Origin of the sequence: Spirillospora sp. CA-294931 (assembly GCF_050946795.1) — a bacterium.
Lineage (GTDB): Bacteria > Actinomycetota > Actinomycetes > Streptosporangiales > Streptosporangiaceae > Spirillospora.
In genome coordinates this window covers 5,036,585-5,057,705 of sequence record NZ_CP192006.1, presented here as the reverse complement: position 1 = coordinate 5,057,705, position 21,121 = coordinate 5,036,585, and the positions used below count along the sequence as shown (strand labels likewise).

At 74.6% G+C, this 21,121-nt stretch carries 19 protein-coding genes; 8 read left to right on the top strand and 11 right to left on the bottom strand.

From position 1 onward, the window contains the following. Genes ACQPY4_RS22815 through ACQPY4_RS22800 form a run of 4 tightly spaced genes read left to right on the top strand, consistent with a single transcriptional unit; the run spans position 1 to position 6,827 of the window. Complete coding sequence (locus tag ACQPY4_RS22815) at positions 1-1,506, top strand: ABC transporter substrate-binding protein (RefSeq protein ID WP_433323791.1); 1,506 nt, start codon at positions 1-3, stop codon at positions 1,504-1,506. After that, positions 1,503-2,411, top strand: coding sequence for an ABC transporter permease (locus ACQPY4_RS22810; RefSeq protein WP_433323789.1), 909 nt, complete (start codon positions 1,503-1,505; stop codon positions 2,409-2,411). The genes ACQPY4_RS22815 and ACQPY4_RS22810 overlap by 4 nt, the downstream gene beginning before the upstream one ends. Continuing rightward, positions 2,408-4,537 (top strand): ATP-binding cassette domain-containing protein, encoded by a 2,130-nt coding sequence (locus tag ACQPY4_RS22805; protein WP_433323787.1) that lies wholly within the window; start codon positions 2,408-2,410, stop codon positions 4,535-4,537. Before ACQPY4_RS22810 ends, ACQPY4_RS22805 begins: the two co-directional genes overlap by 4 nt. Beyond that, the gene (locus ACQPY4_RS22800) at positions 4,521-6,827 is read left to right on the top strand and encodes a methyltransferase (RefSeq protein WP_433323785.1); all 2,307 of its coding nucleotides are present in this window, start codon (positions 4,521-4,523) and stop codon (positions 6,825-6,827) included. The genes ACQPY4_RS22805 and ACQPY4_RS22800 overlap by 17 nt, the downstream gene beginning before the upstream one ends. On the opposite strand, the gene ACQPY4_RS22795 is transcribed toward ACQPY4_RS22800, so the two are convergent. Continuing rightward, a complete protein-coding gene (locus tag ACQPY4_RS22795; protein ID WP_433323783.1) occupies positions 6,798-7,727 on the bottom strand; it encodes an NAD(P)/FAD-dependent oxidoreductase in 930 nt (309 codons plus the stop codon). The two genes, ACQPY4_RS22800 and ACQPY4_RS22795, sit on opposite strands and share 30 nt — an antisense overlap. Before the next feature lie 27 nt (positions 7,728-7,754). On the opposite strand from ACQPY4_RS22795, the gene ACQPY4_RS22790 reads away from it, so the two are divergent. After that, positions 7,755-8,507, top strand: coding sequence for a thioesterase II family protein (locus ACQPY4_RS22790; protein ID WP_433323781.1), 753 nt, complete (start codon positions 7,755-7,757; stop codon positions 8,505-8,507). Here the strand turns inward: ACQPY4_RS22790 and ACQPY4_RS22785 are convergent. Genes ACQPY4_RS22785 through ACQPY4_RS22775 form a run of 3 tightly spaced genes read right to left on the bottom strand, consistent with a single transcriptional unit; the run spans position 8,502 to position 12,110 of the window. Continuing rightward, positions 8,502-9,212, bottom strand: coding sequence for a class I SAM-dependent methyltransferase (locus ACQPY4_RS22785; RefSeq protein WP_433323779.1), 711 nt, complete (start codon positions 9,210-9,212; stop codon positions 8,502-8,504). The two genes, ACQPY4_RS22790 and ACQPY4_RS22785, sit on opposite strands and share 6 nt — an antisense overlap. A 4-nt stretch (positions 9,213-9,216) precedes the next feature. Then, positions 9,217-10,185 carry an NAD-dependent epimerase/dehydratase family protein gene (locus ACQPY4_RS22780; protein WP_433323777.1) on the bottom strand — a complete coding sequence of 323 codons (969 nt, stop codon included), beginning with the start codon at positions 10,183-10,185 and terminating at the stop codon, positions 9,217-9,219. Next, the gene (locus ACQPY4_RS22775; protein WP_433323775.1) at positions 10,182-12,110 is read right to left on the bottom strand and encodes a phosphopantetheine-binding protein; all 1,929 of its coding nucleotides are present in this window, start codon (positions 12,108-12,110) and stop codon (positions 10,182-10,184) included. Before ACQPY4_RS22775 ends, ACQPY4_RS22780 begins: the two co-directional genes overlap by 4 nt. 100 nt (positions 12,111-12,210) lie before the next feature. Between ACQPY4_RS22775 and ACQPY4_RS22770 the strand changes: the two genes are divergently transcribed. Both ACQPY4_RS22770 and ACQPY4_RS22765 read left to right on the top strand, forming a co-directional pair. After that, positions 12,211-12,951 (top strand): IclR family transcriptional regulator, encoded by a 741-nt coding sequence (locus tag ACQPY4_RS22770; protein ID WP_433323773.1) that lies wholly within the window; start codon positions 12,211-12,213, stop codon positions 12,949-12,951. A 91-nt stretch (positions 12,952-13,042) separates the two neighbouring features. Beyond that, on the top strand, positions 13,043-14,302 hold the full coding sequence (locus ACQPY4_RS22765; protein ID WP_433323771.1) for a hypothetical protein: 1,260 nt from the start codon (positions 13,043-13,045) through the stop codon (positions 14,300-14,302). A gap of 65 nt (positions 14,303-14,367) precedes the next feature. Here the strand turns inward: ACQPY4_RS22765 and ACQPY4_RS22760 are convergent, their stop codons facing one another. The 3 genes from ACQPY4_RS22760 to ACQPY4_RS22750 form a co-directional block, all read right to left on the bottom strand. Then, a complete protein-coding gene (locus tag ACQPY4_RS22760; protein WP_433323769.1) occupies positions 14,368-14,835 on the bottom strand; it encodes an ester cyclase in 468 nt (155 codons plus the stop codon). Between the two features lie 95 nt (positions 14,836-14,930). Then, positions 14,931-16,346, bottom strand: a complete 1,416-nt coding sequence (locus ACQPY4_RS22755; RefSeq protein WP_433323767.1) for a phytoene desaturase family protein — start codon at positions 16,344-16,346, stop codon at positions 14,931-14,933. A gap of 101 nt (positions 16,347-16,447) precedes the next feature. Further along, positions 16,448-17,347, bottom strand: coding sequence for a LysR family transcriptional regulator (locus tag ACQPY4_RS22750; RefSeq protein ID WP_433323765.1), 900 nt, complete (start codon positions 17,345-17,347; stop codon positions 16,448-16,450). Between the two features lie 77 nt (positions 17,348-17,424). Between ACQPY4_RS22750 and ACQPY4_RS22745 the strand changes: the two genes are divergently transcribed. Beyond that, entirely contained in the window at positions 17,425-18,327 is a 903-nt protein-coding gene (locus ACQPY4_RS22745) for a DMT family transporter (protein WP_433323763.1), read from the top strand. Here the strand turns inward: ACQPY4_RS22745 and ACQPY4_RS22740 are convergent. The 4 genes from ACQPY4_RS22740 to ACQPY4_RS22725 form a co-directional block, all read right to left on the bottom strand. Then, positions 18,297-19,247 (bottom strand): anti-sigma factor RsbA family regulatory protein, encoded by a 951-nt coding sequence (locus ACQPY4_RS22740; RefSeq protein ID WP_433323761.1) that lies wholly within the window; start codon positions 19,245-19,247, stop codon positions 18,297-18,299. The genes ACQPY4_RS22745 and ACQPY4_RS22740 overlap by 31 nt on opposite strands. Before the next feature lie 164 nt (positions 19,248-19,411). Beyond that, complete coding sequence (locus ACQPY4_RS22735) at positions 19,412-20,512, bottom strand: carboxylate-amine ligase (RefSeq protein WP_433323759.1); 1,101 nt, start codon at positions 20,510-20,512, stop codon at positions 19,412-19,414. Between the two features lie 127 nt (positions 20,513-20,639). Then, positions 20,640-20,825, bottom strand: a complete 186-nt coding sequence (locus ACQPY4_RS22730) for a hypothetical protein (protein WP_433323757.1) — start codon at positions 20,823-20,825, stop codon at positions 20,640-20,642. Further along, entirely contained in the window at positions 20,822-21,031 is a 210-nt protein-coding gene (locus ACQPY4_RS22725) for an HGxxPAAW family protein (RefSeq protein ID WP_433323755.1), read from the bottom strand. The genes ACQPY4_RS22730 and ACQPY4_RS22725 overlap by 4 nt, the downstream gene beginning before the upstream one ends. Between the last annotated feature and the right edge of the window lie 90 nt (positions 21,032-21,121).

Here is a 21,121-nt window from a genome sequence, read left to right as displayed (position 1 = left end):
ATGAAATCCCTCCACGCGGGCGCGGGCGCGCTCGTCCTGTCCCTGGCCGCCCTGAGCGGCTGCGGGGACGACGGCGGGGCCGCGGCCTCCTCGGGCGGCGACACCCTCCGCTACGTCGCGGTCGGCGCCCCCGCCACCGCGATCAACGACCCGCACGGCGGCATCGGCAACCAGTCGGACCTGATCCGCTTCGCGCTGCTCTACGACGTGCTGACCAAGCCGGGCCCGAACGGCACGACCGAGAACCGCCTCGCGGCCTCGTTCGCCCCCGATGCCGAGCTCACCACCTGGACGATCAAGCTCCGCTCCGGCGTGACGTTCACCGACGGCCGACCCGTCCGGGCCGGGGACGTGCTGTTCTCGCTGCGCCGCATCCAGCAGAAGGCCGCCGAGAACTTCGGCCGGATGCAGATGTTCGACCTCGGCAAATCCAAGGCCGTCGACGACAGGACGGTCGAGCTGGTCACCACCGAGCCGTACGCGGAGGTCCCCAAGGCGCTGGAGTCGGTCACGTTCGTCGTGCCCGAGGGCACGGCGAAGTTCGACAAGGCGCCCGTCGGCTCCGGGCCCTACCGGATGACCGGGGGCACACCGCAGCACGCGATCCTCGAACGCAACGACAAGTGGTGGGGGCCGCGTCCCGGCACCCGCCGCATCGAGCTGCGCGCGGTGATCGACCCGCAGGCGCGGGCCCAGGCCGTCGTGTCCGGCCAGGCCGACGTGGCCGGGAGCGTGAGCCCCTCCTCGGCCCGGCAGGCGGAGGCGTCCCCGAAGCTGAAGGTCGTGCACCGTCCCGCGATGCTGCGATACCCCTTCGTCATGCGGCTGGACCGCGAGCCCTTCGACGATCCGCGCGTCCGCGAGGCCGTCAAGCTGGCCGCCGACCGCAAGGAACTGCTCGACAAGGTCTTCCTCGGCTACGGCAAGGTCGGCAACGACCTGCTCACCCCGACGGGCGCCGAGGGCGTCCCGCAACGGACCCGCGACATCGCCAAGGCCAGGGACCTGCTCAAGCAGGCCGGGCACGGGGGCGGGCTCGACCTGACCCTGTCGACGACGACGTCCTACCCGGGGATGGACACCGCCGCCACGCTCTTCGCGCGCCAGCTCGGCGACGCCGGGATCAGGGTCCGCGTCAAGATGGAGCCCCCGGACACCTACTGGTACAAGGTCTTCGGCAAGAAGGACTTCTACACCGGCTTCTTCGGCGGCATCTCCTTCATCGACATGGCCCGCGTCTCGCTGCTGGGCGACGCGCCCACTAACGAGACCGCCTGGAAGCGCCCCGATTGGGACGCGGGGTTCGGCAAGGCCCTGGCCACCGGTGACGCCGGGTCGCGCCGCGACCAGCTCGGCGCGCTGGAGCGGCGGCTGCGCGACGAGGGCGGCTATGTCGTCTGGGGCTTCGGCGACGGGCTCGACCTGTCCTCGTCCCGGGTGGAGGGGCTGCCCACCGGCCCCGGCTTCGAGAGCTGCTTCATCGAGCGGGTGCGGCTGAAGTCGTGACCGCCCGGATCCTGGGCTCCGTCGCGCGCGCGGCGGTGGTGCTCCTGCTGGTGTCGGTGGCGGTGTTCGGCGCCACCGAGCTGCTCCCGTCGGACGCCGCCGACGCCCGCACCGGCGGGAGCGCCACGGCCGTGGGGGAGGCCGAGCTGCGCGACCGGCTCGGCCTCGACCGCCCGGCCTGGCGCCGCTACACCGGCTGGCTGGCCGGGCTGGCGCGCGGGGACGCGGGCGCGTCGCTGGTCACCGACCGCCCGGTCGGCCGGATGGTCGCCGAGCGGCTGCCCGCCACGCTCACCCTGGCGGGCTGCGCCCTGGCCGTCACCGCGCCGCTGATGCTGCTGCTCGCCTGGGCCGCGGGCACCTCGCCGCGCCTGGCCGCGCTGGTCACCGGGCTGGCGGCGGTGCCGCAGGTGGTGCTCGCGGCGGGCCTGGCGGCGATCTTCTCCGGCGCGCTGGCCTGGCTCCCGCCGGTGTCCCTCCTGCCCGCGGGCGGGTCGCCGCTGGAGGATCCGGAGATCCTGGTGCTGCCGACGCTGGCGCTGGCCGTCCCGTCGGCGGCGTTCGGCGCGGGCCTGCTGGGCGGGGCCGTGGCCGACGTCGTGCGCCGCCCGCACGCGACCTCGGCCGTGGCGCGCGGCCTGCCGCCGCACGTGGTCGCGGTCCGCCATGTGCTGCCGTTCCTGGTCGCCCCGGCCGTGCGGGTGCTGGCCATCGTGACGGGCGGCCTGCTGGCCGCGGCGGCGGTCGTGGAGACCCTGTTCGGCTACAGCGGGCTGGGCGAGCTGCTGGTCAGCTCCGTCGGGACCCGCGACGTCCCGGTCGTGCAGGCCGTGGCGATGCTCGGGGCCGCCGCCGTCCTGGCGGGCCTGCTCCTGGCCGACCTGCTGGGGGAGGAGCGCGCATGAGGGTGTGGGCCGCGCTGCTGCTGGCCGCGATCTTCCTGGGCGGCCTGTTCGCCCCCCACGACCCGGCGGCGTCGATCGGGCTGCCCTGGGCGCCGCCGTCCTCGGGAGCCCCGCTGGGCACCGACGACGCCGGACGCGACGTGCTGTCGCGGCTGCTCGCGGGCGGCCGCGACCTGACCCTCACCGCCCTGGTCGCGGCCCTGGCCGCCTCCCTCGTGGGCGTCGGCGGCGGGCTCGCGGCGGGCTGGAGCACCGGCCGGGCGGGCCGGCTGCTGACCGTCCTGGCCGACCTCCTGCTCGCCGTCCCGTTCCTCCTGCTGGCGATGGTACTGGCCGTCGCGCTCGCGGGCCAGGCCGCCGTGGTCGCCGCGACCGTGTGCGGCGGAGCGCCGCTCGGCCTGCGCGTCACCCGCGACCTGGTCGGGGACGCCCGCCGCGCGGGCTACGTCGAGGCCGCGCGGGGACGCGGCGAACCGGCCGCCGCGATCCTGCTCCGCGAGGTGCTGCCGACGCTGGCCTCGGGCGCCGCGGCCGACCTGGTGATGCGGTTCGTCCTGGCGCTCCATCTCGTGGCCGCGTTCGGGATGCTCGGCTTCGGACCCGAGCCGCCCGCCCCCGACTGGGGCCTGATGCTCCGCGAGAACCTGCCGGGCGCCGGGCTGAACCCGTGGGCGCTGGTGGCCCCCGCCACGGCACTGGCGCTGCTGGCCGTGACCGCCGCCCTGCTCGTCACGCCCTACCGGCGCGGACCGCGCCCGGTCAGGCGCACGGAACCGTCCGTGCCCGTGGAAGGGGCGTCCGGCCTGACCGTCGACAGGCTCGGCGTGACCGGCCCGGACGGACGGCCCATCCTCACCGGCTTCACCCTCCACGCGGCGCCCGGCGAGGTCGTCGCGATCGTCGGGCCGTCCGGCAGCGGCAAGACCACCGCCGTCCGGGCGATGCTCGACCTGCTGGAGCCCGGCCTGCGGCGCTCCGGCACCGTCCGCTGGGACGGCCGGGAGATCCCGTCCGGACGAGCCGCCCGGCGATGGCGCCGCACCCACGTCGGCCTCCTCGACCAGGACCCGGCGTCGTCCCTCAACCCCCTCTCCACCGTCGGCACAGCCGTCCTCGACGGCCGCCGTCACGACGGGGCCCGGGACGCGTTGGGGGCGCTTGGTCTTGACCCGGGGGAGTTGTGGGGGCGGCGGGCTCGGCGGCTTTCGGGGGGTCAGGCGCAGCGGGTCGCGTTGGCGCGGGCCCTGCTCACCGAGCCCGAGTTGCTTGTGCTGGACGAGCCCACCAGCGGCTTGGACGCCGAGGCGCTCGATCTGGTGGTCGCCGCGGTGGAGCGCCGCCGGGAGGACGGGCGGTCGGTGACGTTGGTGATCTCGCATGACCGGGACTTCGTCGCCCGGATCGCCGACCGGGCCGTGGACCTCACGCCGCCCGGGCTCGACGCCGTGCCCGCCGGGAGGGAGGACGGGCTCCGCGGCGAGCCGGTGCTGACGGCGACGGGCCTGCGGCTGCGGGGCGGGCTGGTGGAGGTCGACGAGCTGGTGCTCCACCGGGGCGAGCTGGTCGCCGTCACCGGTCCCTCGGGTGCGGGGAAGAGCACGCTGCTGCGCACCCTGGCCGGGCTTGAGGCACCCGAACGCGGATCGCTCGTCCTGCACGGCCGGACGCTCCCGTGGCCGCTGGAGCGGCGCGGGCGCGACGACCTGCTGGCCGTCCAGCTCGTCGGGCAGGACCCGGCCGGGGCGCTGAACCCGGTGCATCGGGTCGGGACGGCGCTGGCCCGCCTGCCGGGCGCCGACGTTCCCGGACTGCTCGGCCGGGTGGGGCTCGACCCGGGGCTTGCCGGGCGGCGTCCCGGCGAGCTGTCGGGCGGCCAGCGGCAGCGGGTCGCCGTCGCCCGCGCGCTGGCGGCCGGGCCCGATGTGCTGCTCGCCGACGAGATCACCGCCGCTCTGGACGCCGCCACCGCCGCCGGCGTCCTGCGGCTGCTGGCCGGGCTGCGCCGCGAGGGCCTCGCGGTGCTGCTGGTCACGCACGACCCGGCGGTCGCGGCGGCCGCCGACCGCGTCCTGCGCCTGCGCGAAGGCGCCCTCGTACGAACGGAGATCGATGAGCGTGCCCGCTGACACCGAAGAACTCAAGCGCCTGGGCGACCACCCCTGGATCGAGGAGGCCCGGATCGGGCCCGGCGGCGACGGGGTGGTCGTGCGGCCCGCCGAGGCCGCGCTGGCCGTCCGGCCGGTGCTGGGTGGACTGGTGGAGGAGTTCCTCGAGCACTGGGGCGAGGTCTACGACTGGACCTACTCCAAGGGCGAGGAACGGCACTCCGAGGACCTGGACCTGTCCGGCTGGCGCGCCTCCGACACCGGCGCGCCGCTCCCGCCCGAGCACATGCGCGAGTGGGTCGCCCACACCGTCGATCTCGTGCTGAGCACGCGTCCCGCCTGGATCCTGGAGCTCGGCTGCGGGACGGGCCTGCTGGCGCACCGGTTGCGCGACCATGTCCAGGGGTACGTCGGCGCCGACGTGGCCGAGGCGGCCGTCCGGGGGTTGAGCGAGTCCGCCAAGCCCGGCACCGCGTTCGTCCGCGCGGCGGCGCACGAGGTGTGGTCGCCGCGGGTCGGGGAGGCGCTGGGCGCGGCGGGCTTCCCCAACGGCAGGCCCGACTGCGTCGTGGTGAACTCGGTGACCCAGTGCTTCCCCGGGGTCGACTACCTGCGCGCCGTGCTGTGCGACGCCATCGAGCTCGTCGCCCCCGGCGGGACGGTGATCATCGGCGACGTCAGGGACGCGCGGCTGCTCCTGGACTTCTGCCGCTGGGTCGAAGGCGCCCAGAACCCGGGGGCGGATCCGGAGGAGGTCGAGCGCCGCGCGACCGAGCGCGCCGCCCGCGACGCCGAGCTGCTGTTCGACCCGCCGCTGCTGGCCTCGCTGGCCGCCGCGATCTCCGCCGAGACCGGCCGCGACGTGCGCATGAGCGTCCACCCCAAGACGATGCGCGCCGACACCGAGCTCACCCGCTACCGCTTCGACGCCGTCCTGCGGATCGACGCGCCCGCGCGCGAGAAGGAGGGGCCGGTCCGCTGGGAGCGGGGCGTCCCGGCCGCCCGGCTGCGGGAGATCGCCGGTGACCGCGCCGCCGTGGTGGCCGACCCGTCCGACCCGTCGGCGCTGGCGCTGGTCACGCCGCCGGAGGCCGCGGCCGTGCCGGTGGCGCAGATCGCGGGCGGCGGCACCGCGCACGAGCCGTTCGGCGCGTTCGTCGAGCGGCGGCTGGCGGAGGTGGTGCGCGGCGTCCTGCGCCGGCCGGTCGGCGTCACCGTCGCGGGCCCGCCGACCTTCTCCGAACGGCTCGAGGACGTGGCGCTCCTCGCGATGGCCTGCACGGTGCGCGCCTCCGGCGTGGCCCGCGAGAGCGTCACCATGACCGCCGGGGAGATCGCCGACGCGCTGCGGGTGTCGGGGCGGCACCGCTGGATCCTGCGGCGCTGGCTGGAGGTCCTGACCGAGGAGGGGATGCTGACCCGGGGTCCCGGCGGCCGCTACGGCGGGCTGCGCCCGGTGTCGCGGCGCGAGGTCGCCGCCGCGGGCGAGGGCCTGGCCGAGGCCGGACGGGAGGCCGGTCATCCGGCCGAGACCACCCGCTTCATGCTCACGGCCATGGCCCGGCTGCCCGAGCTGCTGCGCGACGACCTCGCGGTGCAGTCCCTGCTGTTCGACGACGAGGACAACGGCACCGCCGACGGCGCCTACCGGGAGAACCCCGTCAACCGCTACCTGAACGCCGAGGTCGCCGCGGTGCTGCGCGAGGTGACTCCCGCCGCCGGGCCGCTGCGGGTGCTGGAGCTGGGCGCCGGGGTCGGCGGGACGACCGCCGACGCGCTGGACGCGCTGGCCGGGCGCGAGATCGACTATTTGTTCACCGACGTGTCCCGCTACTTCCTGTCGCTGGGACGCGAGCGCTTCGGCGACCGTCCCGGCGTGCGTTTCGGGATCTTCGACATCAACGCCGACGTGCTCGGGCAGGGCGCCGCCCCGGGCTCCCTGGACGTCGTGCTCGCGGCCAACGTCCTGCACAACGCCCGCGACCTGCGGACGACGCTCGCGCGGATCGGGGACCTGCTCGTCCCGGGCGGCCTGCTGGTCTTCGTCGAGACGACCCGCGAGCTGCGCGCGATCCTCACCTCGATGCAGTTCCTCATGTCGCCGCACTCGGGCGAGGAGCGCCTGGCCCCGGCCGACCCGAGAGCGGGCACCGACCGTGTCTTCCTCACCGCCGAGGAGTGGGGAAGGGAGCTGGAAGGCGCGGGCCTGCGCCCGTCCGACCCCCTTCCCCGCGCCGGCCACCCGCTCGCCACGGCGGGTCTGCACCTGTTCGTGGCCCGCTCAGGCGGGGGGCGCCAGACCCAGGCTTGAGCGGAACAGGTCGCCCTCCATCCAGAGGGCGGCCCGGACGCCGTCGGCCGCGCCGAGCGACACCAGGGTGGCGGCGTCCGGGACGGCCGGGAGCTTGGCGGTGTCACCCGCCGCCGCCACCCCCGGGACGGTGGTCCGCTGCAGCTCGTCGACCCGCACGGTTCCGTCGTCGAGGATCTCGCACCCGAGCTGGGCCGCCAGTTCGGAGTGCTGGCGGGTCGGCGCGCGGTGGTAAATGGCCTCGCGCCGCAATACGGTGCCGTCGGCCAGCCGAAGGTCGAGTTCCCCGAGCCCGCCGGTGATCTCGGTGACGGGCTCGGTGATCACCCGGACGCCCCGCTCGGCGAGCCGCTTGGTGATCTCGTCGGGCAGCTCCAGCGGCCCGTGGGCGCACAGGACGACGTCGTCGCTGAACCGGTCGGCGACGTACAGGGCGAGCATCGCCTCCGGGGAAGTGGAGGCCAGGACGGCCAGCGACTTGCCGGTGGTCTCCCAGCCGTGGCAGAAGGGGCAGTGGAAGACGCTGACGCCGAACCGCTCGGCCAGGCCGGGGATGTCGTAGGGCTCGTCGACCTGCCCGGTGGCCAGGACGAGCCGCCGGGCGCGGACGGTGTCGCCGTCGGCCAGGACGACCGCGAAGTCGTCCACGGCGCCGCTCGCGCTCAGCGCGACGCCGGAGCGGACCTCGATCGAGGGGTAGGCGGCCAGCTCCCGGCGGCCCAGCTCCAGCAGGCGGGCCGGGGAGAAGCCGTCGCGGCTCAGGTACATGTGCATCTCGCTCGCGGGGGCGTTGCGAGGGCTGCCTCCGTCGATCAGCAGCACCCGCCGCCGCTGCCTGCCGAAGACCAGGGCCGCGCTGAGGCCCGCCGGGCCCCCGCCCACAACGATCACATCGTGCATGTCGGACTCCATGTGAAAATGATTATCATGACTATTGTGCTGAACGAACTCGGTCCCTGGCTACGCCGCTTCGACCCGCGCCCGGACGCGGCGCTCCGGCTCATCTGCGTCCCGCACGGAGGCGGCGGCGCGAGCGCCTTCCTCGGCTGGGCCGAGCTGCTGCCTCCCGGGGTCGAGCTGATCGCGGTGCAGTATCCGGGCCGCGAGGACCGGCTGGGCGAGCCCGCGCCGCGCGACCTGGACGCGCTGGTGCACGCCCTCGCCGACGCGGTGGCGCCGCTGACCGGCGTCCCGTATGCGCTGTTCGGCCACAGCATGGGCGCGACCGTCGCCTACGAGCTCGCGCACGAGCTGGCCCGCCGGGGTCTGCGCGGACCGGTCCATCTGGTGGCCTCGGCGCGCGAGGCGCCGCACGACGAGAAGGGCGGCGACGTCCACCGGGGCGACGACGCCGCCCTGCACGCCGAACTGGCCCGCCTCGGGGCCACCGACCCGGAGGTCCTGGCGGACCCCGAGCTCCGGGCGATGATCTTCGCCTATGTCCGCGAGGACTACCGGCTCATCGAGACCTACCGCCCCCGCGCGCTGCCGCCCCTGGACTGCCCCGTGACGGTGTTCGTCGGCGAGGACGACCCCGACCTCACTCCGGGGGAGGCGGCGCGGTGGAGCCACGCCACCCGGCGCGAGACCCGGCTGGAGGTCTTCCCGGGCGACCACTTCTACCTCGTCCCGCACCGGCACGCGGTGCTGGCGGAGCTGCGCCGGGTGCTCGCGTCATAGCCGCCAGGCATGGACGCCCTCCGGCGCGTCCGGGACGGGGGTGAGTCCCGCCTCCGCGAGCTCGGCGGCCAGGCGCTCGTCCGACACGACATGGCAGTCGAACTCCGCGACCTCCTCCGCGACCAGCCGGTCGCCCTCCCAGGTCCGGTAGGCGTTCACCCAGCGGACCATGTCCGGGCCGATCACATCGGCGCGCGTGCGGGCCTCGTACCTGCGGCGCCCCAGCGTCCGGCCGGGCAGGACGGCGGGCTCCACCGGCTCGGCCCGCTGCGGGTACTGCGCCTCCACCACCAGCGTCCCGCCGGGACGCAGCGCCGAGGCCCATTTGCGCCACAGGGCCCGGCGCTCGCCGGGCGCGAAATGCATGACCAGGTTGAGCAGGACGACCGCGTCGACCGGCCCGGGAACCTCGGCGGCGGCCGCGTCCTCGGCCAGAACGGTGACCCTGGTCCCGGCCTCGGGAATCCGGGCCAGCCGGGTGACCAGGGCCGCCCGCATCACCCGCGCGGGCTCGATCGCGACGATCTCGGCGTCGAGGTCGCGCAGCATCGTTTCGGTGAAGTAGCCCGTCCCGGCGCCGATCTCCACGACCGTCCGCGCGCCCGCCAGCAGCTTGCCCAGGGCGGCCGCCAGGGAGTCCCAGTGCGCCGTGGGAATGATCAGCTCGTAGTAGGGGGCGTTGATGACGTAGCCCGGCTCGTCCATCCGTTCAGCTCCTCTCGATGGCGGTGATCAGCGGGTCCTCGCGCAGCAGCGCGAGCGTGCGCGCGGCGTCCATGACGTCGGCGGCCGCGTGGGCGCCCGGCGGGACCCGTCCCGCCAGGACGTCGAGGGCGGCGGCCGCCGCGACCACGCCGCTCAGCCCGTTGGGGTCCTCGGTCCGCACCACGAGCCGCCGCGACGGCACCGCCTGGAAGAGCATCGTGTAGGACGGGCCCGCCTCGGCCAGGTCGGCCTCGGCGGCGGCCACGACCGCCGCCACCTGGCGCTCGCCCGGCTCTCCCTCGTCGGCCCACGCCTCCGCCAGGGCGCGGGGCAGCGCCTCGCCCCCGTACACGGTGTGGTTGCGCAGCTCATCGACGCCCAGCTCGGCCGCCAGCCGGGCCGCCTCCGCCGACAGGTAGGGCCAGGCGTGGACGCGTCCGGGGAACCCCGGGAGCGACACCGCCCGCGCCGGACGACCCGCGCCCGGAACCACATCGCCGTGCCGCCAGACCGCCAGCGGGACGCCGAAGCGCGGGCCGCGCGTCAGCAGCACGTCCATGGCCGCGACGGGCCCGAGCGCGGCGGCGCCCCCGATGTAGATGTCGAGCCGGGTGAGCGGCCCGTCCTGCGCCAGCACGCGCGGGAGCAGGCCGGACAGCCCGGGCATGACTCCGGCCCCGTGGACGGCCACGCCCCCGGCCGCGTCGATGTCGCACCCGGCCGCGTCCACGTAGCCCGCGCCCTCGTCCAGGGCGACGCGCGCCACGCGGTCGAGCACCCGGTAGGACGGGCCCGCGCAGTTGACCACGACGTCGCATCCCGCGCAGAACTTCCGCAGCGCGGCGTCGTCGTTCAGATCGACGCCCGCGCTCCGGCTCCCGACGCGTATCGTCCCGGCGTCCCAGGAGGCCAGCCGGTCGGCGGCCACCCGGCCCACCGCGCCCGTGCCCCCGAGCACCCCGATCGTCGTCATGCGTTCCCGTTCGCGCGGGCGGCCGCCGCGAGGCCCGCCAGGGTGGGGGCGTCCAGGAAGTCGCGGACGCCGACGGCCAGGCCGGTGTCCTTGGCCAGGCGGGCCAGGGCGCGCACGGCCAGCAGCGAGTCGCCGCCCAGGTCGAAGAACGAGGTGGCGCGGTCCAGGACGGGGACGTCGAGGATCTCCTCCCACAGGTCGGCGACGCGCTGCTCCAGCGTGTCCCGGGGCGGGCCCGGCTCCACGGCCGAGGCGACGGGGACCGGCTCGGCGGCCGTCCCGGGCGTGAGGGCGCCGGGCAGCTCGACCACGCGGTCCCAGGCGGGACCGTCGGCCAGCGCGCCGATCAGCTCGGCGAGCGCGTCGAAGGCCGCGTCGACCTCCTCCGGGGCGAACAGCTCGCCGACCAGCGAGAAGGCATAGGCCATCTCGCCCTCGATCTCCCAGAACCGGGCCTCGAGCGAGACCTGCGGGGTGCGGAGCTGGTGGTAGAAGTCGCCGAAGTCCAGATCGCCCAGCGGGCCCGCCGAACGGGTCTGCTCGCCGATCGTCGCGTCCATCCCGAGCGTGCTCTGGAAGACCACCGGGGCGACGGGACGGGTCGTCCCCCGCCGGCGGGCCAGCTCGCGCGAGACCTCCACCCCGGAGATCAGGTTGTGCGCGGAGTGCTCGGTGAAGTCGCGCTGCCGCCCGGACGCCAGCTCGGCGAAGGTCAGGCCCGCCCCCAGCTCGACCGGGACCAGCATCGTGGAGGCGAAGGCGCCGATGGTCCGGTGGATGTCGGGGTGCAGGGGCAGCCGGTTGAGCTGGAGGGTGTTGAGCAGCATCCGGCGGTGCCCGGCCCAGCGCGCCAGCACGACCGAGAACGCGGTGAGCATCGCCGTCGAGGGCGTGACGCCGTGCTCGGCGCACCGGGCGCGCAGCGCGGCCCAGCGGGCACCGTCCAGGCGGCGGTCGCGGGTGTCCATGAGCCGCGGCGCCACGTCGCGGGGGTCGGCGCGCAGCGGCAGCGCGGGCGGGGGAGGGGCGTCGTCCAGCCGGTCCCACCACCAGTCGCGGTCGGCGGCCCACGCGCCGGTCCGGCGCAGCCGCCCGATCGCGGTCACGTAATCGCCGAAGTCCACCTCCAGCGGGGCCGGGACGGCGTTCCAGTCGGCGGACAGGGCCAGCAGCTCGCGGTTGAGCACGGTGGCCGACCAGCCGTCCATGGCGATCAGGCTCATCGCGGTGTGCAGCCGTCCCCGGCCGCCCGGAAGCAGGCTCAGCCGCACGTCGAGACCCGGGCCGGTCAACGGGTCGGGGCCGCGGGTGCTCATCTCCTCCCGCACCGTCGCCAGCGTCGCGTCCCGCTCGGCCTCGTCCGCGTCGCGCAGGTCGTAGACGCGCGGACGCGGCAGGGCGCCCGGCGCGTCCGGTGGCAGCACGTACTGCAGGCCCTCGGGGGTGATCCGGGCCCGCAGCGTCGGCTGGTGCAGCGCCAGCCGCTCCAGCGCGTCGGTGAGGGTCTCCTCGGCGTCGTCGTGGTCCATGCCGGCCAGGCCGACGTCGGCGTAGAAGTGCGCCGAGTCGTAGGACAGCTCCCAGCCGTCGTGCTGGCCGACGAAGTAGCCCTGCTGGAGGGGCATCAGCGCGAAGGGGGCACCCGGGTCGGCGCGGTGCTCGATGTCGACGGGCAGGGCGCGGGCGCCGCCGCCGTCCCCGGAGCGGCGCTCCACCAGGTCGGCCAGCGCGGACAGGGTGATCTCCACGGTGACGTCCGAGAGCGCCAGCTCGACCGAGAGCCTCCTGCGGACCAGCGCCGACATCCGCACGGTGAGCACGGAGTCGCCGCCCAGCCGCAGGAAGCTCGCGTCGCCGTCGATCGCGCCGGGGTCCAGGTCGAGCAGTTCGCCCCAGATCCGGGCCAGGTCAGAGGAAACGGTCATCCACTTCTCCATGCAGGAATGAAAACCATTATCGATATCATGACATGTCCGGACCCGGAGGGGTAATCCCGGTGGCCAGAACGGGATAGCTTCTCCTTCTGTGAGAAACAGGCCGGCCTACGCGATCGGGTCGGTCGACCACGCCCTGCGGCTGGCCGCGCTGCTCCGGCGCGAGGGGCCGATGCGCGCGGGCGAGGCCGCCGAACGGCTCGGCGTGTCCGAGCCGACCGCCCACCGCCTGCTGGCGATGCTGGTCTACCGCGACTTCGCCGAGGAGGGCCCCGACCGCCGCTACCGCGCGGGCCGCGCCCTGCGCACGGTCGAGCCTTCGGTGGCCCCGGTCGCCCTGTTGCGCCGCACCGCGCGTCCCCACCTGCGGTGGCTGGTCGACCAGACGCGCGAGACCGCCAACCTGTCGGTCCTGACCGGGACCGACATCGCCTTCATCGGCACGGTCGAGTGCGAGCAGGTCCTGCGCGTGTGCGACCGCGAGGGCCTGTCCCTGCCCGCGCATCTGGCCTCGGGCGGACGCGCGATGCTCGCCGCCCTCCCGCCCCGGCGCCTGACCGCCCTGTACGACGGGTTCGAGGGCGTCGACCACGCCGCCCTCCGCCACGAGCTCGGCCTGGTCCGCACCCGCGGCTTCGCCATCAACGACCAGCTCACCGAGACCGGCCTGACCGCCATCGGCATGGCCGTGCGCGACGCGGAGGGCGCGCCCGCCGCCGCGGTGTCCCTGGCCCTTCCCACCTCCCGCTTCGACCGCGGTCTGCTGCCCGCCTGGATCCTGGCCATCTCCACCGCCGTCCGCCGGATCGAGGGCGCTCTGGCCGCGGGCTGATTCCCCCGGACGGGGGAGCCGGGATGGCTTCGCGGGGGAGGGGCGCCCCGGGGCGTGGCTGCCACCTTTGAGGCGACTCGAAGGAGAGCCGATGAAGAGACTGTCCCTGCCGCTCGCCGTCGCCGTGGTCGGCGGGCTGGCCGTGAGCGCGGCGGTCGTCGCCAACGACGACGAGGCCGGTGCCGTTCCGGCCGCCGCGACGGCGCCGTCCACCCCGAGCATGCCCGCCCCGACGGGGCCCGAGAAGGTCGGCAAGATCGATCTGCACCTGGTCGACAAGGACCGGGACGAGCCGTGGCCCGCGCAGGCCAAGCCGGGCAAGCGGGAGCTGATGGTCAGCGTCTACTACCCGGCCGCTGCGACGGCGGGCCACAAGCGCGCGCCGTACATGACCTCGGCGATCGCCAAGACCGCCGACCAGTTCATCACCCGGGGCGAGTTCGGCCTGGCGAGCGGCGCGGTGAACTGGACCGGGATCCTCACCAACGCCCACCTGGGCGCGCCCATGGAGCGGGGGAAGCACCCCGTGCTGGTCTACTCGACCGAGCACCTGCGCATGCGCAACTACGGCACCGCCCAGGCCGAGGACCTGGCCAGCCACGGCTACATCGTCGTCACGACGGAGTCGACCCACGAGGCGTTCGGCGTGGAGTTCCCCGGCGGGCGCGTCGAGCCCATCCGGCTGGCTCCGGGCAGCCCGAACCCGCCCGACGCGAAGAAGATGACCAAGGTCCGGGTGGACGACCTGCGCTTCGTCATCGACCGTCTTGCCGACCTCGACGCGGGCCGCAACCCCGACCACGGGAAGCGCGCCCTCCCCGCGGGCACGCGCGGAGCGTTCGACCTGCGCCGCACCGGCGTCTACGGCCACGTGGGCGGCAGCGTCCCCGGCCTCGAGCTCACCCGCACCGACCGCCGGGTGAAGGCCGTGGCCGGGCTGACCGACCTGGTCGGCACCGAGAAGGACGACTGGAGCCCCATCGTCCACACGGGCGTGAAGAAGCCCTACATGCTGCTGTCGACCACCGAGCTCAACGCCGACGACGAGATCGGCAACCGGGTCGCCGACGCGGGCTGGCGCGCCTTCTGGCCCAAGCTCACGGGCTGGAAGCTGAACGTCCAGCTCCAGAGCTCGCGCTGGCACGCCCTCGGCGACTACATCTGGCTGACCCACCGCGTCCCGGGCATCGAGCGCCGCGACGCACTGGTCGGCACCGTCCGTCCCGACCGCGCCCTGCGCTCGCAGAACGCCTTCCTGAACGCCTTCTTCGACCGCCATCTGCGCGGGAGGGACGACCGCGTCCTGCACCGGGCCTCGCCCGCCCACCCCGACATCACCTACCTGCCCTGAGACCGGCCCGCCGGGTGGTGCCGTCGCGGGGCGGGCACCGCCCGGCAGGGCGCGGGGAGGCCGGGCTAGTCGGGAGGCCAGACTCCCAGGTCCTTGGCCAGGAGCATCAGGTCGTAGAAGAGGTGCTCCTCGGCGATCTTGCCGTTCTCGAAGCGGGCCACGGTGCACAGGGTGATCTCGACGCGCCTGCCGGTGGGCGGGATCAGCTTGCCGAACAGGTTGAGCTCGCCGTCGTGGGTGCCGCTGACCACGCTGGTGGCGCACACCACGTCGCCCGAGCCGAACTGGGTCCCGTAGCGGGGCGAGCCGTCGGGCCCCACCGGGCCGATCGTGACGTCGGTGAAGGCGTCCCAGAGCGCCTCCATCTCCTCCCAGTGTGCCCGGTTGCCGCGCGTGGGCTCGCGGGACCCGGGCCGGTGGACGACGACGTCGACGGTATGCGCGTCGATGAAGTCCTTTGCCCTGGCGTTCCAGGACCGGTCGCGCTCGCGGAACGCCTCCAGGTTCCGCGCGACGGTCGCCTGATCGCTCATCTCACCCGCCTGATTGTCGCGTTTGTCCGTCTTGTCACTGTAGGAACCGGTCGGCAAACGGGAGCGCATGAGATCGCAATACTTGGTAAGCGCCGTCAGCGCCGGAGGCGGCGCAGGGCGGAGAGGGCGGCGTTGTGCCCGCACATGCCGTGGACGCCCGCCCCCGGCGGAGTGGCCGCCGAGCAGAGGTAGACCCCCGGGATGCCCGTCCTGTACGGGTCGAGGGCCACCCGGGGACGCATGGCGAGCTGAAGCGCCGTGTTGGCCCCGGTGATGATGTCGCCGCCCACGTAGTTGGCGTTGTAGCTCTCCATCGCGGCGGTGGACCGCGACGCCACGGCCACGACGCGCTCGCGCAGGCCCGGCGCGAACCGCTCCATCTGCGCCAGCACCGCCTCCGTGGCGTCGTGGGGGTAGCCGTGCGGGACGTGGGCGTAGGCGTAGACCGGGTGGACGTCGCCGACGGAACGTCCCGGGTCGGCGAGGTACTGCTGGGCCACCAGGACGAAGGGCCGCTCGGGCATCCGTCCCCGGTACATGTCGCGTTCGGCGGCGGCGACCTCTTCGAACGTCCCGCCCAGGTGGAGGGTGCCGGCCTTGCGGCAGGCGTCGTTGGTCCAGGGGACGCCGCCCTCGACGGCCAGATCGACCTTGAACGCGCCGGGGCCCGGCTTGTACCGGCGGTAGGCGCGCCGGACGTGCGCCGGGAGGCGGTCGCCGAGCAGGTCGGCCGCCGCCTTCGGTGTCAGGTCGAGCAGGACGGCTCCGGCGCGCGGGATGTCGGCGACCGTCCGGACGCGCGCGCCGGTCTCGATCGTGCCGCCCAGGCCGGTGAGGATCGAGGCCATCGCGGTGGTGATCGTCGCCGAACCGCCGCGCGCGACGGGCCAGCCGTGCCGGTGGCCCGAGGCGACCATCATGAGCCCGATCGCCGCGCTCATCGGGGCCGAGAGCGGATGGAAGGCGTGGGCGGCCGCGCCCGCGAACAGCGCGCGGGCCGGGTCGGTGCGCCATCGCCGCGCCATCAGCGACGCGGGCCGCGCCGCTCCCAGCCCGTAGCGGGCCAGGCGGAACGGGTGGCGCGGCACGTGGACGACCGGCCGCAGGATGTCTTCGGCCAGCGCGTCGAACCCCTCGGCCAGCGGGCCGAAGACGCGCCGCCAGGCGGGCCCGTCCGAGCCCAGGTGGCGGGCGGTGTCGTCGATCGAGCGGGTCATCACGCCCGCCTCGCCGGTGTCGAGCGGATGCGCCAGGTCGACCTCGGGCCACGCCCACTCGACGCCGTGCGCGGCCAGGTCGAGCGAGCGCAGGAACGGCGACCCGACGCCCATCGGGTGCACAGCGGCGCAATGGTCGTGCAACAGGCCGGGGACGGTGGCCTGGCCACTGCGGGTGCCGCCCCCGATGGCGTCCTCGGCCTCCAGCACGGTCACCTCGACGCCCTCGCGCGCCAGCGTGACAGCGGCGGCCAGCCCGTTGGGCCCGGCCCCAACGACGATCGCCTCGCTCATCCCGCGAACACCTCGCGGACGACCTCGGCGGCCGCGTGGCCCGTCGCACCCGTCACAAAGATCATGCGGTGGTCTCCTCAGCGCTCCGAGACTCGATCATGTCAAGCCGGGATGCCTTGCGCGACGGTGTCGAGCGCCTCCAGGCAGGCGCCGATCGCCGGACGGTCGGCGTCGGCGCGCCAGGCGGCGTAGACCTTGCGGTGCACCGCCGGGCGCGTGGCCAGGACGCTCACGCCGTCGGGGAGCGGGTCGCGGCCCATCCTGGGGACCAGCGCCGCCGCCAGCCCCGCCGCGACGAACGCCAGCTGGGTCGGGTAGTCGGCGACCGTGCAGGCGACCTCGGGTTCGACGTTGCGCTCGCGCAGCGTCTGGATCAGCTGCTCCTGGCAGGTCGTGTCGGCCGTCCAGGTCGCCCACGGGAGGTCGTCGACCTCGGCCAGGTCGACGACGCGGCGGCGCGCCAGCGGGTGCCGCGACGGGATCGCGACGTCGATGACGTCGCGCAGCAGCGGCTGGAGCGAGATCGAGGCGGGCACCTGGACCGGCAGCGTGTCCCAGCTCTCGATCAGGCCCAGGTCGAGGTCGCCGCGCACCAGCGCCGGAAGGACGTGGTCGGCCTCGCCCTCCTGGAAGATCGGTGCTAGGCGGGGGTGGCGCTCGCGCAGCATGGTCAGCGCGGGCGGCAGGACGGCGCGCGCGGCGGTGACGAAGGCGCCGATGCGCACCGGGCCCGCCACCGACCCGCTCAGCCCGTCCAGCTCGGTCTGGGCCGCCGCGAGCTGGGTCAGCACCCGCGCCGCGTGCCCGGCCAGCACATGCCCGGCCCGGGTGAGCCGCACCCCGCGCCCGTCGGGCTCCAGCAGCGGGTGGCCGGTCTCGCGTTCGAGCTTGCCGAGCTGCTGCGACACCCCGGACGGGGTCACGTGCAGGGCCTGCGCGGCGCCCGCCACCGAGCCGTGCACCGACACCGCGTGCAGGGCGCGCAGGCGATCGAGGTTCATCACAGTAGGGATACTACCGAATATTGTTGAAAAACATTCGCTTGTGCTAATTAGCACCGGCTCGGCATCGTGGAGGCATGGAGCGTATCGACCCTCGCCTGCTCGCGATCGCCGGAGCGGCCTTCCTCTCCCTGTCGGCGATCTTCGTGCGCGTCTCCGGGGTCGAGGCCGGCACGGCCGCGTTCTACCGCTGCCTGCTGGCCCTCCCCATCCTCATCCCCCTGGCGCTGCGGGAGAAGGGCGGACGCCGCCGTCCCGGGCTCGACCTGCTCGCGGGCGCGTTCCTGGGCCTGGATCTGGTGTTCTGGGGCGAGGCCATCAACCGCGTGGGCGCCGGCATGGCGACCGTCCTGGTGAACGTCCAGGTCGTGGTCCTGCCGCTGCTGGCCCTGATCGTGTTCCGAGAGCGTCCCGGGCGGAGGTTCGCGCTGGCCCTCCCGCTGATGCTGGTCGGGGTGGCGTTCGCGGGCGCGCGGACCCTGGGCGCCGACTCCCTCGCGGGCATCGCCTACGGAGCGGGCGCGGGCGTCCTGTACGCCGGGTACCTCTTCCTGACCCGTGTCAACGGCCGGGACCAGGACCACCGCTTCCGGCCCCTCCTGCTGGCCACCGTCGCCGCGGGCGCGATGTCGGGCCTGGCGGGCGAGGTCGACGTGACCCCCGGCTGGCCCGCGCTGGGCTGGCTGGCCGCGCTGGCGATGTCCGGCCAGGTCTGCGGCTGGCTCCTGATCGGCGCCGCCCTCCCGCGCATGAGGACCGAGACCGGCGGGACGCTCCTGCTCCTGCAGCCCATCCTGGCCGTCCTGCTGGGCGCGGCGCTGCTGGCCGAGCGCCCCACCCTCCTCCAGCTCGGGGGCTGCGCCCTGGTGATCGTCGCCGTCTGGGTGACGACCCGGTCCACCAGCGTCGAAGGGGACGCTCCCGCTCCGGTCGAGCGGCGGCGGGACGATCAGGAAGACCCGGTCGGAAGCCGCATGTAGGCGCGGATCGTGGTGCCGGCGGGCCCGGTGTGGATCCGCACCAGGTCGGCCAGGTGGTTGACGAGGAGCATGCCCCGGCCGCCCTTGGTGCCCAGGTTCACCGGACGGCGCCCGGCCAGGCGATCGGCGATGCGTCCGGTGTCGCTGACCTCGCAGACGATGTGCCCCTGCTCGGCCCACAGCCGGACGGTCCCGGTGCCGCCCCCGTGCAGGACGGAGTTGGACGCCAGCTCGTTGACGATGAGTTCGAGCACGCTCACCCGCTCGGAGCCCAGGCCGCGCTCGGCCGCGCGCCCGCAGACGAACGCGCGGACGCGGGGGAGCGACTCCAGATCGAACATCAGGCCGGGAACGCGCGGCGGCGCGGGGAAGGCGACGTTCTGGTCGTCGATCACCCTGTGGGGCGCGTACTCGGGGCTCTCGCGGGTGCCCTCGTGGTCGATGAGCGTCGGGTGCGTCGCGCGGGCGTCGGCCAGGACGCCGGGTTCGAGGCCGGCCGCGTCGTAGGGGCACAGGATCGTCACCGCGCGGCCCTCGAACGCCAGGTTGATCAGCGCCTCGTGCTGGGCGCACGCCGGATACTCGGTCGCCGAGCGTCCGGGCCAGATCGGCTCGCCGATGATCCGTACCCGGTTGTGCGGGAACCCGTCGGCGAAGGCGCGCAGGACGCCGGGGATGATCCGTCCTGGGTTGCGGCCCGCCTCGTGCATGTCCTGCCACAGGACATCGGAGCCGTCCCCCACCGCGTCCCGCAGGAGCTTCAGCTGCGGGCCGGGGACCGCGACGGCGACCGGCTCGCCCGCCTCCAGACCGGCGCGGACGAACGGCACGGTGCCACGCAGGTACTCCTCGCGGTCGCGGTAGAACAGCGCGGGATGGACGAAGCTCGGGTCCGCCGAGGCGCCGGGCGCCGCGTTCACCGGCGTACCGCGGATAGGGCGACGGCCGGATACATCGCCTGGGGTGGGCGACGCGGCGTCATCGCTGCGGTCTCCTGGCGGCTGGCAAGCATTACGCCAGAACGACTACCCGTCCGAAATAGATGGAAACAATGCCATGTGGTGGGAGTTTTGAGTCCCCGAGGTCAGCCGTCGTGCTCCCCGGGGGTCAGCAGCGCCAGATCGACGACGTCGCTGAGGAGCCCGCGACCGCGGTAGGCCGCGCGCTGGCGCTCGGCGCCCGTGCCGCGGTCGGCCAGCGCGCGCAACCCCTCGGTCACCCGATCGAGGTCGCCGTGGTCGCGCAACGCGGGGGCGGCGTGGTCGACCAGTCCGCCGGCCAGCTCGCGGAAGGAGGCCGGTCGCCCGGTCAGCACGTCGACGCCCGTACCGGCCAGCCCGTCCCTGGCGGCCAGCCAGTACGCCGCCCGCAGCACCTCGGGCGTGGGGTTGGGGCCGGGATCACCGGCCTCGACGGCCGACAGGCACACCTGTACCAGCGCCCGCACCAGCGCGGCGAACAGCGCGGCCTCGTCCGCCGTCAGCGCCACGTCGCCCAGGCGGACCTCCAGCGTCGGCAGCCGCTCCGAGGGCCGGACGTCCCAGAAGATCGTCGCGGTGTCCATCAGGGCGCCGCAGCCCAGCAGCGTCCCCACCAGGTGCTCGTAGTGCGCGAGCGACTCGAAGTAGGGCGGGGGGCCGGCCACCGGCCACCGCGCCCACGACATGGCGCGCCAGCACGCGTGCCCGGTGTCGCGTCCAGCCCAGTAGGGCGAGTTCGCCGCCATCGCCAGCAGCGTCGGCAGCCACGGCCGCAGATGGTTGCTCACCCGCACCGCCTTGGCGCGGTCGGGCATCTCCACATGGACGTGGCAGGAGCAGATGCACTGCTCGTCGTCCAGGCCCCGGTAGGTCGCCAGGCTGTCGGCGTAGCGGGCGCCCGCGGAGATCGGGGCGGGGGTCAGCTCGCCCAGCACCGGGGAACCGGTCGCGGCCAGCCGGACGCCCTCGTCCGCGGCGGCCCCGGCCATCGCGGCCCGCATCGCCCGGATCTGCTCGGTCATCTTGTCGAGGTCGTCGCAGGGCGAGGTCTTGGCCTCGGCCAGGAAGCTGATCAGCTCGGTGGAGGCGCGCTCGCCCAGGGTCTCCGCCGCGCGGCGCACCACGTCGCCCGCGCGGGGGACGACCGACCGGGAACCCGGATCGACGACGAAATATTCTTCCTCGACACCGAATCTGAGGGCCATCCCACCACCTCGTCCGGGCGGCCGTGCGGTTTCGCCGATCCGGCGGAACCGCCGCGGCGTGCCCGGAGGGCATCTTCCCCGAGAAGGCGCGGGCAAACGATCGATGATCGAGCGGACGGCCCCGAAATCAGTGCCCGGGCAGGAAGAAATACATCGACAGGGCGACGAAATGGGAGATCACCACGACGGCGACCCCGAAGTAGAACAGCGTCCGCGCCGGCGCGTGCTCGAAGTGCCTGACCGGCTTCAGCGGCCCCCGCTCGCGCTGCCGAGCGGCGATCCGCTCCTCGATCGGGGGGCGCTTGAAGATCATTGCCGGGGTTCGTCCACGACGACGTCGGTCATGATGTCGACGGCGAAGGCGATGACGCCGCCCAGCGCGATCACGGCCGCGCCGCCCCAGAACATCGGCCAGTTGGGCCCGAGGCAGAGCGCCACGCCGCCGACGGTGAACCCGACGAAGATCACGGCTACCGCGACCCAGGACTTCGGACGTCCCGCGTGGCTTCCACTCGACATTTCTTGTTCCCTCTACCTTCGTCGGACCGGCTGGGCGCAACTTTAGCAATGCCCGGCGCGACCGCAGATCCAGGGTGGCGGGTAGAAAAG

Bases quoted from the DNA above. Each gene is read 5' to 3' on its own strand.
- ACQPY4_RS22815 (WP_433323791.1), top strand. From the start codon at position 1: ATGAAATCCCTCCACGCGGGCGCGGGCGCGCTCGTCCTGTCCCTGGCC.
- ACQPY4_RS22805 (WP_433323787.1), top strand. From the start codon at position 2,408: ATGAGGGTGTGGGCCGCGCTGCTGCTGGCCGCGATCTTCCTGGGCGGC.
- ACQPY4_RS22800 (WP_433323785.1), top strand. From the start codon at position 4,521: ATGAGCGTGCCCGCTGACACCGAAGAACTCAAGCGCCTGGGCGACCAC.
- ACQPY4_RS22795 (WP_433323783.1), bottom strand. From the start codon at position 7,727: ATGCACGATGTGATCGTTGTGGGCGGGGGCCCGGCGGGCCTCAGCGCG.
- ACQPY4_RS22790 (WP_433323781.1), top strand. From the start codon at position 7,755: ATGACTATTGTGCTGAACGAACTCGGTCCCTGGCTACGCCGCTTCGAC.
- ACQPY4_RS22785 (WP_433323779.1), bottom strand. From the start codon at position 9,212: ATGGACGAGCCGGGCTACGTCATCAACGCCCCCTACTACGAGCTGATC.
- ACQPY4_RS22780 (WP_433323777.1), bottom strand. From the start codon at position 10,185: ATGACGACGATCGGGGTGCTCGGGGGCACGGGCGCGGTGGGCCGGGTG.
- ACQPY4_RS22775 (WP_433323775.1), bottom strand. From the start codon at position 12,110: ATGACCGTTTCCTCTGACCTGGCCCGGATCTGGGGCGAACTGCTCGAC.
- ACQPY4_RS22765 (WP_433323771.1), top strand. From the start codon at position 13,043: ATGAAGAGACTGTCCCTGCCGCTCGCCGTCGCCGTGGTCGGCGGGCTG.
- ACQPY4_RS22760 (WP_433323769.1), bottom strand. From the start codon at position 14,835: ATGAGCGATCAGGCGACCGTCGCGCGGAACCTGGAGGCGTTCCGCGAG.
- ACQPY4_RS22755 (WP_433323767.1), bottom strand. From the start codon at position 16,346: ATGAGCGAGGCGATCGTCGTTGGGGCCGGGCCCAACGGGCTGGCCGCC.
- ACQPY4_RS22750 (WP_433323765.1), bottom strand. From the start codon at position 17,347: ATGAACCTCGATCGCCTGCGCGCCCTGCACGCGGTGTCGGTGCACGGC.
- ACQPY4_RS22745 (WP_433323763.1), top strand. From the start codon at position 17,425: ATGGAGCGTATCGACCCTCGCCTGCTCGCGATCGCCGGAGCGGCCTTC.
- ACQPY4_RS22735 (WP_433323759.1), bottom strand. From the start codon at position 20,512: ATGGCCCTCAGATTCGGTGTCGAGGAAGAATATTTCGTCGTCGATCCG.
- ACQPY4_RS22730 (WP_433323757.1), bottom strand. From the start codon at position 20,825: ATGATCTTCAAGCGCCCCCCGATCGAGGAGCGGATCGCCGCTCGGCAG.
- ACQPY4_RS22725 (WP_433323755.1), bottom strand. From the start codon at position 21,031: ATGTCGAGTGGAAGCCACGCGGGACGTCCGAAGTCCTGGGTCGCGGTA.